The organism is Bradyrhizobium sp. USDA 4506 (genome assembly GCF_054058795.1).
Map to the genome: position 1 here is coordinate 112720 of NZ_JBSSBM010000002.1, position 12865 is coordinate 125584.

Sequence of the window (12865 nt, forward strand, 5' to 3'; positions counted from 1 at the left end):
CTACCGTCGGGCCGCCAAGCCGCCGGTTCGCTTAAACGTTGAACGGCGACGTCGTCCCGCATCCATGATCTTGAGCCCGTTCACATCATTGGGCAGATATGGTTTCCATATCGCCTGCAATGATGACAACCGTAAATCTCCACAAGGCGGACTCCCTCGGATTTAATTGCCATTGGTCGCATACTTCGATGGTGTTATATGAAGAAGGCGTCAAAATGTCGCCGGACATGAAGATATCTTGCCCCGCTATGGTCATGCCTTCTCTGCCCCGTCCGTATTCCGTACCGTCGCAACTACTAATCGTGATCGCCGGGTGCGCAGCAGCGCCAGGGCCGTGAGAGATCCGCACGACAAGAGCAGGGCGAGCACTAAGGGGCCCTTGCTACCGAACCGCATCAGCATTTCGATAAGTGCTGGAGGCGAGGCCGCGGAGATCAGATTGAGTGGCAGCGCGATATGCGAGGAGGCTCTCGCGAATTCGGCCTTGTCATAGAAGACGAGCGGCATCGTCGCCAGCGCGACGGCAAGTGCTCCGCTGCCGATACCAAACAGCAAGACGAAGGCCAAGATAGCTAAAAACGTTCCGCCGCTCATGATCAACAACGCCATTGCGGCAACCAGGATGATGGTGGCAATCATGCCACCGCTAATGGAATCCCAGCGCGCGCCGCCTATGAATTCAATTGCGCGGGCGCTGACCTTAATGATTCCAAGCAGAGAGCCGAACGCGATAGCCTGCGATCTAGGGAGTCCCTCAGCCTTCAGCAGTTCGATTAGAACGGAGCCCAAGCCGAGCGTCACGGCATTCAATCCGCTGGCCGCCGTGATTAGATAAAAGATGCTCCTACGCGGGACCGACCCCGGAATGGCTCCTTGGGTCGTAGCTTGGTCCACCTGCAAACGATGCTCGGGCAGACCAAATAGGTAGAACGGGGTGGAGACCAGAAGCATCCCGGCCGCATAGACGAGACATACTGTCCGCCAGCCTACTAATGCGGTGAGCAGTGAAGTGATAGGCCAAAACACCGCGCTGGATAATCCCGTGGCCAGCATCAATGTACCGATAGCGGGCTTGGCGTTCCGTCCAACAATTTCGTGGAGCGCGATGTAGGATGCCGTGGAAAGCGATGCGCTGCCAGCAATGCCGAGGATCAGCCAAGCTGAAAAATAGAGGATCGGACCCTGCGCGATCGATAACAGCAGAAAGCCGGGCGCTGCAATGATGGTCCCGGCTATCATTACGATCCGAGCGCCGAAGTGAACAAACGGTCTGGTTAACCATGGCGCGGACAATCCCATCGCTACGTAGAACGCTGATGCGCCAGCGAATACCGATGAGAGCTTCATGTGCAGGTCGGCCGCAATAAGGCTACCGATGATCGCCGGCAGGCTGATCGTGCCCCAGCCGATGACTTGCGCGATAGACAACGTGACAAGAGGGGCGACGACTTTCATATTAAAAAGGCATGGCATGCCGACTTTCCATCCGCACATCGGCGGCGCGCTCGAAGCAATTTGCGCTGCGGCCGATCGAATGGCCGCGACATCAATACTCTCGTACCTGCGCTAGCCGCTGGGTATTTCGGCACGTGAGCACTCCACGATACGTCCATGCGTCGGCGGTCGAGACTGCGTGTCCTTTTCTCTGACCGTTTTGAACCGCGCCGTGAAAAACGGTCGTCTCGTTCGCTAGAATAGAACGAAAATGAAGGAAGAATGCCCTGCCATCCTTGGTAGGTAGTGTGCGGACTTGCGATTCAGCGGCTGATGCTAACCCAATCTCTCAAACTGACATGGTTGAGAAGTTGAGCCCGGCTCCTTGTTACGGCACGGCGCCGGCGGCACAGATGCTCGGAGAACGTCTGGCGCTCGCTCCGCTTACGCATAAATCCGCGCACCGCAGTCGTCTTGACCACAATCCGTTCCGCCGCGAGTGCCTTTGCACAGCGATTATGACTCTTTGGAAGTGGTGGGTAAACGCGCCCTATCGCGGCGCGGGCCTTATCTTGATTCATTTGATGTGAGTGAGCGGTGTTTCGTCTGCGCTCCCAGGCGGCGGTTGCCGCGCAGTTGCTTGGATCGCCGATCTTGCGATCCATGACTGCCCTAGCAGGATGCCGATCTCGATCATGTTGAGCCATCTTGCGCGTCTGGGTCTGTAGTGGAGCTCGAGCGGTCGCAAGATCCGTCTAGCCTCGGCGGTGATACAGGAAGGAGCGGCGCGGCTCGGATGATTTCGGCATCGTGACAATGGACTCGACGAGATCGCGTATGCAATGGGCATATTCTTATGAGGCTCGTCGCTCGGTGTTTTGACCTTGCGCCAGGGACGATGCACGAAGGACGAGGAGATTGACTGTCCCATTGCGATGATACTTGTATCGTATCACTCGAGCGGCTCGGCTTTGCCGGCTGGTCCAATGAACCTCGCCGATGAACTGCAGCGGGCTTTCGTCGAAGCATATCATGGGCCGTCTAGCATCGGGCGTCTCGGTGTAGAGGTCGAGAACGTCCTCCATACGGGCGACGTGCTCGTCACTGATCTGTGGCATGCGGCACCCTATGTCGTGCGCCAGGGGGTGAGACCATTTTCGGCTAATCGCGTGAACTTCCTCCGAATTGATGGGCACCTGTGGTAGACTTAGAGAGCCAAGAGATCCGGAAGAGCGCCGGGCGTCGGTCGCTTACGGACGACTACGAGCGGCAAGCGGTTGAACTTGTAGCGTGGAGCGGGCGCTCGATCGCATCTGTTGCCAAGGAGCCTGGCAAGCGCGATGCCGTGCTGCGGCGGTGGGTGGCGCAGCGAGGGCGAGCCGACGACGAGGCGCCGCACAACGCTGGCGAGCCGGCCGTCGGCGGACCACGCGCCAGAGATCGCACCTTTGAGAGAACGAGCGGTTGCGCATGGACCACGACAATCTAAACGAGTCAATCGTGATCTTTGCTCGAACACGGACGTGGGAGTCCGCTTCCTCCGTTGATTGCCGCAAGCGGACGCAAGCCGCTGGGTTCGGGGCATGAATGAGCCACAAGGCGACTGCTATGACAATGCTCCGATGGAGAACTTCTTTCACACGGTGAAGAAGGAGTTCGTCCACTCACGCACTGCATGTGAATAGCTCGTGTTGGAGATCCGTACATCGACAACTATCGCCGCTTGGTAGGGGCGGGTCTTTCCGCTAATGGCCAGCTGCGCGAGGAGCTGTTGAACGAAACGCCATACATCTGTCTATCAGGAGGCCATTTGATTGAGGCCGGCGCGGTGGGGGAAAGGTGATTGACTCTACTAGTCTTGGGAGGAGATTGCGGCGCTCGGATCAGTTAAGAGCTCCTTGAGGCTGACATCCATCGGAATGGGCTTTGTCTACGAGGTTGAGGAAAGGACCGATGCCAAGAGTTAACAACTTTGCATACAGATGGACGATGTCATCCTTGCTGGATTGGACTTTGCTGGCTCTGTCCGCCGTAACCACAGGGCTCCTCTTCGCTTGGCTACTATACTACAGTGGCTACGGTCTCGACCTCCGAGACGAAGGTTTTTACCTCAACTCTATGGCGAGGACATTTTCCTACACAATTAATAGCCCTCCATCATTTTTCGCGTTTATTTATCACTGGCCATACCAATGGACGGGGGGGGACATCGCCGCGCTTCGCATGGCGAATGTCACACTCACCATGGCGCTGGGCTGGATTCTCAGCTTCCTTGTGATCCGGCGCCTTTGGACAGTGGGCTGGCCGCAGGCTGCGGTGCTATCGTCAGGAATCGCCAGTTTAGCGTTGGCCGCCTTTCATCTCTGGCTATTGCTCACCCCCAACTACTACACACTGAACATTCAATCAGTCTCGATGGTGATGATCGGCTTGCTGCTATCCGATCGGCCAGGATACCTGCGCCAGTTCTTGGGGTGGATCCTGATCGACGTTGGCGGCTGGTGCTGCTTCATGGCCAAGTCGACCACCGCTGTGGCCATTGCCCTCGTCGTGATCCTCTACGTTGTCGTTTTGCGCCGGAAGTCGCTGGTGCCCATGCTTGGCGCGGCGATCGTCGCTGTTGCTCTCCTGATCGTTACTGCCTACTGGATTGGTGGCGGCATCACGGGGCTGGTGACCCGTATGGTCGACAGCGCCGAGGCGGAAGCCCTGCTGGGTGCCGGGCACGAGCTGCATCGCATGTTTCGGATCGACTGGCCCTCCACCAGTCGCTCGCAACTTGCTGTCGTTGTGCCGATGGCAACAAGCTTTCTGGTTAGCATTCTCATGGGGGCTGCGCACAAGCTGCTCTTGTCGCTTGTTCTTGCTGCGGTGTTGATCGTAACAATGGCCGTTGCGATCCTAGGGATCGAGCCGATTAGCATCGAATACTCAGAGTACTCGACCCTCTTCCTGGTACCGGCCTTCACATCCCTTGGCGCGATGTTCTATCGCAAGGGATTGGTTCTGCGCACGCAGACTCCCACGAGCATCGCTCTATCGCTAATCTTTTTGATTCTGCCGCACCTACTCGCACTGGGCTCCAATACCAATTATTGGTGGCACGGTTCGCTTGCCGCCTTGTTCTGGATGCTCGCGGTCGTCGCCTTCCTGAGCCCGCTTGCCCAACAGGGACGTAACGTCGCCACCCTACTGCCTTTGGCCGTGTTCGCACAGTTGCTCACTGCATCAGTGGTCAATGCCCAAATCCTCAAACCGATCCGTCAGGTGAAAGATCTGCGCGCCTATACCGCCGTCACGCCCGTGCCTGGCGGTGGAAAATTGATACTCTCGCAATCCTTCCGCGACTATCTGACCATTGCCAAGGCCCAATCTCGCGCGGCCGGCCTTGAAGTCGGTACTCCGGTGGTCGATCTCTCCAACTCGCCGACGCTGCTGTATGTGCTCGAGACTCAAGCGGTCGGTCTACCATGGTTGATCGGGGGCTTTCCCGGCAGTAGCGCAGTTGCGGTGGAAGTGCTCGGACTTGAGAACTGCGCCAATCTGGCCAGAGCGTGGGTACTGATCGCGCCGGAGGGCCCGCGTCATCTTGACCAAGCCCGTGTCATGGCCTCCTTTGGAGCCGGGCTGGCGGACTATGTCGCTGCCACTACGTTTGAAACCCCAGTCATCGAAGGGACCTTTCCAAATACTCACAGGCAGTTTTTGCTCAAGCCCGTACGCCCCACCGCCTTGGCGGAGCAATCGTGCCGTGAAGCTAGGCAACAACGGCCACGTAACCGGAAGGTGAGCCAGTGGTGAAAGTTGTGATCCTCGCGGGTTGCCTTGAGATCCGAATCTCCGAACAAAGGCGAATCTCCGAAGAAAGGCATGTCCGGTCCAAGCCGATGATCCAGAGTGGTGCTAAGCCCATTCTGTGGCCCATCCTCAAAATCTGCGGAGCACCTTGGCGGCTGGACCAATGGCAGCGTCATTCTGTTCTCGCGAAGGATACGAAGCGCGATCTTGGGCGACGGCTACCAAGGGATATCCTTCGCGACCGCGAGGAAACTATGGTGATCGCCCCAATGTTCTGGTATGGGTGCAGGATTTTCCTGACTGGACACACGGGCTCTCAGGGCTCTTGGACATCGCTACTGCTCTCGCGTCTTGACGCGCAGGTGCTCTGCTATTCGCTGCCCCAAAAAGACTGCGTCGGGCTCTTCGAGGCGACCGGCCTCGCGCGCGGATACTGCGGCACCATTTCAGGTCTCAAAAATGTCGTGATCGGCTGTCGCTCGGCGAGCGAGATCGCCAGCGCAGATTGCCCGCGGCGTGGTGCATTTCGGGCTAACTGGCGAGGACGAGCGCACCATCAACGCCGAGAAGCGAGTCCTCCTGATCGACAATCTCGGCTTCGGCAGCGCCATTGGGCTGGTCAGGCGGGACTAGATGACGTGCGCACCATGACCGATCTCGACGACATCGCCAACAGCTTTCGCGCCCGCATCACAGGCGGATGCGGAGGGAGACCAAGTGTATCAACCCCACCGGCGACTATTTCGCGAGCCACGACATCGTCGATAACCGCATCGTCGAACGCGCTGTGCGACCGAAAGGCGGCCCGCCGAGCGGATCGTCGATACCACCACGAATGGTGCGACGACTTTGGCCGGAAATGGGTTGAAGGTCGACGGCGTGATTCTGAACAACCACGCCAACTTGATAGCCTCGGGTAAAATCTATTGGCGCGCTAGAAAATAGTGCGAGGTTCGCACCCGATTCAAAGGATGCTGCGCAGAAGCGCAGCTGAGGTTGCCGACAAGCCAACACGATTGCCATAATCTTGGCTCTTGTTGACTACGGAGCGAGTTAGGAAATCTGACTGATGATGCTCAGTAGCGACGTCTCAAGCTTGGCCACTGCTGCAGCGCTGAAGGGACTGTCGATTGTTGTGCCCGCCCATAACGAGGCGGCAGGCCTCACTGCGCTCCATCAGCGGATCTGTGATCTGGCCAAGGTGCTGCGGCGGCGGTACGAACTCAGTTGCGAAGTCATCTATGTAGATGATGGCTCAAGCGACTCGACGCTTTCGATCGCTCGTACCCTGCCGGCTTCTTCGCTCGACGTTCAGGTGATTTCGCTGTCACGCAATTTCGGCAAGGAGGCCGCGCTAATGGCCGGGCTCGATCATGCCCGTCGCGGCGCCGTGCTATTCATGGATGGTGATGGCCAGCATCCGCCGGCGCTGGTCGAACAGCTCGTCAGCCACTGGATCGAGCGCGGCTATGACGTGGTCTATACTGCCAAAGTCCATCGCGACGATGAATCCCTACTGCGGCGCCTTTCGGTCCGCGGCTTTTACGCCCTGATCAACCTCGGCGCGCGACAGAAGATCCCGGAAGATGCTGGCGACTTTCGTCTGCTTTCGCCGCGCGCAATCGCAGCGTTGCGGCAGCTCCCCGAGCGCAATCGCTTCCTCAAAGGGTTGGCGAGCTGGATCGGCTTTCGCCAGATGCGGGTCGACTACGAGCCGATGCCGCGCGCGCATGGCGTCACCACCTTTAGCTTGATGCGGCTGGTTGGTCTGGCCATCGAGGGCCTAACCTCATTTTCGGTGGTGCCCTTGCGCTTTGCGAGTCTGCTCGGTGTGCTCTTGGCGACGGTTGCCTTCTTGTTGGGGCTATCAATCATCGTGGAAGTCTGCACCTCCGGAAGGAAGGTGCCCGGCTACCCCTCGCTCGTCGTCGGTCTCATGACCCTCGGCGGCGTGCAGTTGACCATGATCGGCATCGTCGGCGAATATATCGGCAAGATCCTGTCCGAGTTGAAGGCGCGGCCGATGTACTTCGTCGCCGAGCATAGCGAGAAGCAGTTCGAGGCTGCGGGACGCGACAGTCCGAGCTAAAGGAGTCCCACGGAATGAACGTCACCGCACGGCCTGCGCCAATCTCGCCAAGTGGCGACAATTTGGGGATCGGCGGCAACCGCGCCATCTGCGATCGAATCGCGTGCGACCGTCTCCACTTCCGTCATGGTGGCTCTGCGTGCGGCCGCGAGGAAATCTCTTCGCTGTAGAGCGCATGCGAGCCGGCGCTGTGCGATCGGCTGTGCGTCAAACGGACGGTGCCGTTCAACCTCTCTCCATGCATTTTTGTCCTCCGGCGGAATGTTCCTCCCTTCCCAAAGCTGTTGCGCGGGCCTGCTGCAAAAGTCCAGTCCAGAGTTTATCCATGCCGAACTAAAACTGCAGCTTGCTACCATCGCTGGGATGTTCGGCGCGGTGCCGGATTTCGTCGGCGCACTTCTGCATGTGCGGCTCTATCCAAGCCCACGCGAGCCATCCCTTGATGCAGTGAAGGAACTGACGCCCAACGCCAGGTCCACTAACACGGCTCGCTCCACGCCGCTCTCGCAACGGCTCGCGGAGCCGAAGGCCTTGTGCCTGGTTGTCCTGATCGCGGTTTCACGTGCTGGCGACGCGGGGACGGCCGTGAATCCCGTCTTCGTCGGCCTCTATGATTTTGACGCAAAGCGGATTTGGGAAGGCTGATGCGCAGCTTTCTCGATCCGTTACCAGCGCAAGCGGTATTCGCCATTTCATTCTAGTTGATGAAGAGTTGCTAAGTTTCACCGACCAGCGCGAGTGCGCCCACTTGGCGGGCGAGCCATTCGCTGATTTACTCACCGAAAGAGAGATGGCTGAGAGACGCGGCTCAAGCACGGTGAGGATTTATTTGAATCATCATCGCTCTTTAGAGCTTTGATTAAGCGCGTTCTTTCGGAAAACTGCGACACGCTTTTCGGATCAACCTCTACCAAATGGCCCGCAGCACCCTTCCTTATGTGTTTACAGGCTCGAGCCTTCTCCTCGACATGCAGACAGTCAATGATGCGCCACGAACGTCATTCGCCACGGATTGTGTCCCATGTTGCGTGGTTCGCGCTTCGCGTTGAATCCGACGGCGCCAAGCTTTGCGATCATCCCGTTTGCGTCGTAGTGCTGCAGGTCGATTCTATTGCGCAGTTGCCGGTAGTCGGACAACGCGATGCTGATCAGCCCGATCAGCGCATGGCGCAGGAACCCGTGGGTCGCCGCAAAACGCAATAGCGCTAGGACGTCCCGGATCATGCCGACGTCGGGCGGCAGGATGTCGCCGAGTACAAAGCGGCCTGATGGCTTCAGAAGCCGGTGGATCACGTCGAACGCGGTATCCAGTTCTTCCGGCTTCATGTATTCCGCGATCCCATGCATCACGACGAGATCAACCGAGCTGTCGTCGATTGATCTGATGTCGTCGAGCGAGCAAACGTGAATCTTGGTGTTGGGCGCGAAGCGCGCGATCAGCCGACCACGCACGCCGGGCGCGGGCTCGGCCAGATAGAGTGTTGCGCAGGCATCCGCGACCTTCGCCGCCGAGAGTGCCTCGCGGCAGGCATAGTCCAGCACCACGGCATCGGGCGAGGCGATGTAGCCGATGATGTCGTGCGCGATGACCTCAAAGTGCAGGATGGCGTGCAGCCTGCTCACATAGACCGGATAGGTGGAATCGAAATAGTCGATCCATTCATCCATCGCGTTTGGTATCCGGCAGCAGGGTTTCAGGTCCACAAGAACAGGTGGGGATGTGATGCTCGGTCCTAAGAGCTTTGGAGATATTCTCTAACCAGTCCATGCGTGATTCAACGCTGCTTTTTGGTAGGGGTCTTGGGCGCCATGGACCAGCTTGTTTGAGCGATGAGCAGCGGAGCCAGATCTCATTTCACTGGAAGGCTGGTTCTTCTCCTCGCTCGCACCCTGGTCAGGGTCGGGGCTTGAGCTGCCGCTCACTGGTGGACGCGCGAGATCCAACGTTTTGGACTGGATGTAAGATGACCCTGCCAGTCTGCGTCAACCTTGTGGTTGCGCCCCGACGGCGCGTATTACCAGTGGAGGAAGGATCCACCCGGAGAGTTGTCGATTAATCTAGTAGCTGACGAGCGGTTTGGACGAGCAATCGGACGGATCGAAGCCTCATGACAAAGGTTGCCTTGGGGCTTCAGCTATATCAAGAAGAAGGTCAGACTCCATATGGCGCATCCTCGGAAATAAAAAGCCTTCGGCTAGAAGCAGTGCAGTAGGCCGTGGTTGTACGACGCGCTGAACTTGTTCAGCAGCTATCGAGTTCGCCGTCGCGGGTCGCAAGCTGTTCCGGCATATGAACGCATCCGACACTTATCCTAAGTGCTGACCAATGCCCTTGCATCCGCGGGGCCGTATTTACATGAAACCCTCGATGAAACCGTTTCGCATCGACTTTCCCCGGCGTGTGAAGTGCCAATCGATGACGGCGTCCTTGCTCCGGGCGAGTTGGCATTGCAGGTGAACTTGGTGCTAACGTCAGATACGATTATTCTTGGCTTGCCGCCTCCCCAGATGATGGCTTTCCGCTCGCGAGCAACGCAATGTCTCTATCCATCCGAGCTAAGGCGCGGACAGCGGATCGCCGATTTCACCGATTGAGGAGTTCGAGGTTTTGTCTATCCTGATTAGCTCCATCTGGTTTTCGACTCCGAAGTCGGTGAAGGCGATGATGCCGTCGTAACCGACACCGAAGACCCAGATGAGGGCGTCCGCTGGATCCATCCCGTAGCCACGGTCCAGAGCCAGTGCTCATCTTCGCCGAGGTCCTTCGCGACGCGACCGATTGTGAAGATGGAATGAACTTTATTGACTTGCATGATAACGCCGCCTGAGTAGTGGCTTCCGGCGCGGACGGCGTCCAGTCCCATGGTAGCAAGTCGTGCATGTTGTTGAGATGCGCCATCATGATGAGCGTCGCCATCACGGCAGCCCGGTCGACACCGCGTTCCGAGCCTACGAACAACGATGCCGTTCTTCCAAGGCAAAGCCTCGCAACGCTCGTTCTGCGGCATTGTTGGTCAGGCAAATCCTTCCATCATGGGCAAGGCGGGCAAAGCCATTTCACCGGTTGAGCAGGTAGTTCATCGGCTTGACGACGTTGGACGAACGCGAGAGCCGGGCACATTCGGCCTGCAGCCAAGCCTGAAAATCGGCCAGCAGCGGCGCGCTTCTCACTTGGCGGATCCGCAGCCGCTCCTCGGCACTTAGCCCATAATCTCGCGCTCGATCTCGTACAATTGGTCAATCCGACGAACCGCTTCCAGCGCAACGGGCGAGATCGCGAGGCGAGGGTCTGGAAGAGCGAACGGTCGAGACCGCGCGCGGTGCGATAGTCGACGTTCTCGATGGTGGCGGCCTGGCGGAGCTTGGCATTGGTCAAGCGGCACGTGAGGCGACGGTTGTCGCGGGCGGTGACCTCGCGATCGACGAGGAGGCCGGGCCAATCGGGGTGCGGCATCTCGGCGGCCTCGGGATTGTTCTGCAGTTCGATGACTATGTCGGCCATGGCAGTGAGGCCGAGTGCGCGCAGGCGTTCGACGGTCGGATGGATGAGCACGATGATCTCCTGATCAGTTGTAGTAACCGCGGCCGCGGATGTTGGCGTGGAAGAGAATGGGTGCGTCCTGGGTCGGAGGCGCGGTTTTGTCGGCGCCGTTCTTGAGGATGGCAGCGACCGATTTGTAGGAACGGGCATTGAGCAAAAGGGCATGGGCGCAGGCGGCGTCGACGCGCTCCTGGCCATAGCGTTTGACCGGACCGAGAATGCCGATGGTCGAGCGGAAGCCCTGCTCCGGATGCGGCCGCGAGCGTAGGATGACGTCGATCAGGGTCTCGGCGTCGGGCCCCCACCTTGGCGGCTTCGGAGCGGATGCGCTCGTGGGTCCAGTCGCGGTAGTGGCGATGCGAGCTAGCTAGGCATATGCTCGGGGATCGTCGTCGAATGATGCGGCAGGGTGCTGCGCAGATGCGAGGCGGCCCGCTTGCCGCGCAGGAAAATCTCGACGGTTTTGAGGGTGATCCGTGCCTCGACCTCCCGATGCACGAGGTGGTGAGGCACGCTGTAATAATGTTTGGCAATCTCGATATGATAGTCGAGATTGACCCGTCAGCGCTTCCACTCGGCATACTCGTAGGGCTCATCCGGCAAGGTGGTCAGCGCGGGCGATCGAGCTACTCGAACAGGTCGCGCCGGCTTCGTCCCCAGCTCGGAGAGATCGATCGTTCAGCTCGACAAGGAGTGCGTAAATTGCCTCGTTGAGGGCGGCGAGCGAGAAGAAGCGGCGGTTGCGCAGGCGCGCCAGAATCCATCGCCCGACGATCTGCGACTTCGACCTTGGCCTTGTCGCGCGGACGATACGGCCGCGCCGGCACAATGGCGCTGCGGTAATGGCGGGCGAGATCGGCATAGGTCCGGTTCACTATCGGCTCGTGAAAGCGGGCCCGGGTGATGCCGGCCTTCAGATTGTCGCTGACCGTCTGCCGGGCGGTGCCGCCGAAATAGGCAAAGGCCCGAACGTGCGAAGCGATCCAGTCCGGCAAGCTCTGGCTGAGGCTGGCCTCGGCGTAGGTGTAGTTCGGGGCGCCGGGCGCGGCGACGAAGATCTGCGCGCTGCGCATCTCGCCGGTGAGCCCGTCAATCACCTCCATCGTGTGGCCAGAATAGTCGACGAACAGCTTCTCGCCGGCGACATGAACCTGGCGCAGGGTCGGCTTGAGGCGGCTGGCCCATTCCTTGTAGCATTCGCAGAACCACGAATAGCTGAAATTGTCGGAGTGGGAGCCGCAATACTCCGCCCACAACAACATCAGTGTGACGTTCCTCCGCCGCAGCTCGCGATGCACGAGCGCCTAATCCGGCTGCGGACGCTCGTCGCTGGGCAAGTCGGACGGTGGCGGAAACAGGCGGTTCTCGAGCCGGACATCGTCATCGAGATCCGGCGGCAACGGCCAGGTCAGGCCAGCCCGCCGCGGTGCGTTCGTTTGCGCGCAAGCGGCCCGTGCGCCAGCTTTTCCCGATGACATCGAGCGAGAGCGCGTGGTGCTGCCGGCCAAGACCCAGTGTCCATGCTGCGGATTGGCCTGGCTGTCAAACCTCGGCGAAAGCGTGACCTCGACGCTGGAAGAGATCCGCGCCGGTTCAAGGTGATCGACCGGGTGCGGGAAACGTGCAGTTGCCGGGATTGCGAGACGATCACGCCGCCGCCGGCGCCCGTTCCATGCCACGCCGCGGGGCTATATCGGACCCCAGCTTTTGGCGACGGTCCTGTTCGACAAATTTGGTCAGCATCAGCCGTTAAATCGACAGAGCCAGCGCTTCAAATGTGAGGGGATCGCCCTGTCGGTCGCGACGCTGGCGAACCCAGGTGGGCGCGGGAGCCTTTGCGACCAAGCCGATCTTTGAACTGATCGAAGCCTATGTGCTCTCCGCCGACAGGCTCCACGGTGACGACAGTGCGCTGCAGGAGCACACAGAAAGGATGATCGTGATGATCTGATAATCTGTGAGCACAAGCTGTGAGAGCGAGGGAAGGCCCTCGGGATCGGCAT

Annotated in this window: 10 protein-coding genes and 4 pseudogenes; 7 read left to right on the top strand and 7 right to left on the bottom strand. The window is 59.1% G+C overall.

Going from position 1 to position 12865, the window contains the following annotated elements:
• Nucleotides 1–252: 252 nt before the first annotated feature.
• On the bottom strand, nt 253–1455 hold the full coding sequence (locus tag ACVIHF_RS03100; RefSeq protein WP_456791571.1) for an MFS transporter: 1203 nt from the start codon (nt 1453–1455) through the stop codon (nt 253–255).
• Between the two features lie 1177 nt (nt 1456–2632).
• Here ACVIHF_RS03100 and ACVIHF_RS03105 point away from each other — a divergent pair.
• The 5 genes and pseudogenes from ACVIHF_RS03105 to ACVIHF_RS03125 all read left to right on the top strand — a co-directional run bounded on the left by ACVIHF_RS03105 (nt 2633) and on the right by ACVIHF_RS03125 (nt 7966).
• The gene (locus ACVIHF_RS03105) at nt 2633–2923 is read left to right on the top strand and encodes a transposase (protein WP_456791572.1); all 291 of its coding nucleotides are present in this window, start codon (nt 2633–2635) and stop codon (nt 2921–2923) included.
• A gap of 734 nt (nt 2924–3657) precedes the next feature.
• Nucleotides 3658–5235 (top strand): hypothetical protein, encoded by a 1578-nt coding sequence (locus ACVIHF_RS03110; RefSeq protein ID WP_456791573.1) that lies wholly within the window; start codon nt 3658–3660, stop codon nt 5233–5235.
• A gap of 413 nt (nt 5236–5648) precedes the next feature.
• Nucleotides 5649–6174: pseudogene (locus ACVIHF_RS03115) on the top strand (ATP phosphoribosyltransferase); the annotation flags it as partial.
• Between the two features lie 127 nt (nt 6175–6301).
• Complete coding sequence (locus tag ACVIHF_RS03120) at nt 6302–7321, top strand: glycosyltransferase family 2 protein (protein ID WP_456791574.1); 1020 nt, start codon at nt 6302–6304, stop codon at nt 7319–7321.
• 261 nt (nt 7322–7582) lie between these two features.
• On the top strand, nt 7583–7966 hold the full coding sequence (locus ACVIHF_RS03125; RefSeq protein ID WP_456791575.1) for a hypothetical protein: 384 nt from the start codon (nt 7583–7585) through the stop codon (nt 7964–7966).
• Nucleotides 7967–8299: 333 nt separating this feature from the next.
• Here the strand turns inward: ACVIHF_RS03125 and ACVIHF_RS03130 are convergent, their stop codons facing one another.
• On the bottom strand, nt 8300–8989 hold the full coding sequence (locus tag ACVIHF_RS03130) for a class I SAM-dependent methyltransferase (protein ID WP_456791576.1): 690 nt from the start codon (nt 8987–8989) through the stop codon (nt 8300–8302).
• A gap of 648 nt (nt 8990–9637) precedes the next feature.
• Here ACVIHF_RS03130 and ACVIHF_RS03135 point away from each other — a divergent pair.
• The gene (locus ACVIHF_RS03135; protein ID WP_456791577.1) at nt 9638–9916 is read left to right on the top strand and encodes a hypothetical protein; all 279 of its coding nucleotides are present in this window, start codon (nt 9638–9640) and stop codon (nt 9914–9916) included.
• On the opposite strand, the gene ACVIHF_RS03140 is transcribed toward ACVIHF_RS03135, so the two are convergent.
• The 5 genes and pseudogenes from ACVIHF_RS03140 to ACVIHF_RS03160 form a co-directional block, all read right to left on the bottom strand.
• Nucleotides 9878–10039 (bottom strand): hypothetical protein, encoded by a 162-nt coding sequence (locus ACVIHF_RS03140; RefSeq protein ID WP_456794198.1) that lies wholly within the window; start codon nt 10037–10039, stop codon nt 9878–9880. The two genes, ACVIHF_RS03135 and ACVIHF_RS03140, sit on opposite strands and share 39 nt — an antisense overlap.
• A gap of 136 nt (nt 10040–10175) precedes the next feature.
• Nucleotides 10176–10596, bottom strand: a pseudogene (locus ACVIHF_RS03145) (IS66 family transposase); the annotation flags it as partial.
• A gap of 59 nt (nt 10597–10655) precedes the next feature.
• Nucleotides 10656–11060, bottom strand: a pseudogene (locus ACVIHF_RS03150) (hypothetical protein); the annotation flags it as partial.
• A gap of 165 nt (nt 11061–11225) precedes the next feature.
• On the bottom strand, nt 11226–11375 hold the full coding sequence (locus ACVIHF_RS03155; RefSeq protein ID WP_456791578.1) for a Mu transposase domain-containing protein: 150 nt from the start codon (nt 11373–11375) through the stop codon (nt 11226–11228).
• A gap of 113 nt (nt 11376–11488) precedes the next feature.
• Nucleotides 11489–12124, bottom strand: coding sequence for a hypothetical protein (locus tag ACVIHF_RS03160; RefSeq protein ID WP_456791579.1), 636 nt, complete (start codon nt 12122–12124; stop codon nt 11489–11491).
• A gap of 131 nt (nt 12125–12255) precedes the next feature.
• On the opposite strand from ACVIHF_RS03160, the pseudogene ACVIHF_RS03165 reads away from it, so the two are divergent.
• Nucleotides 12256–12777 (top strand): annotated as a pseudogene (locus tag ACVIHF_RS03165) (IS66 family transposase); the annotation flags it as partial.
• Nucleotides 12778–12865 lie beyond the last annotated feature (88 nt).

What these genes read in the sequence shown, in the direction of transcription:
- ACVIHF_RS03130 (WP_456791576.1), bottom strand. Translation starts at nt 8,989, where the DNA reads ATGGATGAATGGATCGACTATTTCGATTCCACCTATCCGGTCTATGTG.
- ACVIHF_RS03140 (WP_456794198.1), bottom strand. Translation starts at nt 10,039, where the DNA reads ATGGATCCAGCGGACGCCCTCATCTGGGTCTTCGGTGTCGGTTACGAC.
- ACVIHF_RS03100 (WP_456791571.1), bottom strand. Translation starts at nt 1,455, where the DNA reads ATGAAAGTCGTCGCCCCTCTTGTCACGTTGTCTATCGCGCAAGTCATC.
- ACVIHF_RS03160 (WP_456791579.1), bottom strand. Translation starts at nt 12,124, where the DNA reads ATGTTGTTGTGGGCGGAGTATTGCGGCTCCCACTCCGACAATTTCAGC.
- ACVIHF_RS03120 (WP_456791574.1), top strand. Translation starts at nt 6,302, where the DNA reads ATGATGCTCAGTAGCGACGTCTCAAGCTTGGCCACTGCTGCAGCGCTG.
- ACVIHF_RS03110 (WP_456791573.1), top strand. Translation starts at nt 3,658, where the DNA reads ATGGCGAATGTCACACTCACCATGGCGCTGGGCTGGATTCTCAGCTTC.
- ACVIHF_RS03125 (WP_456791575.1), top strand. Translation starts at nt 7,583, where the DNA reads ATGTTCCTCCCTTCCCAAAGCTGTTGCGCGGGCCTGCTGCAAAAGTCC.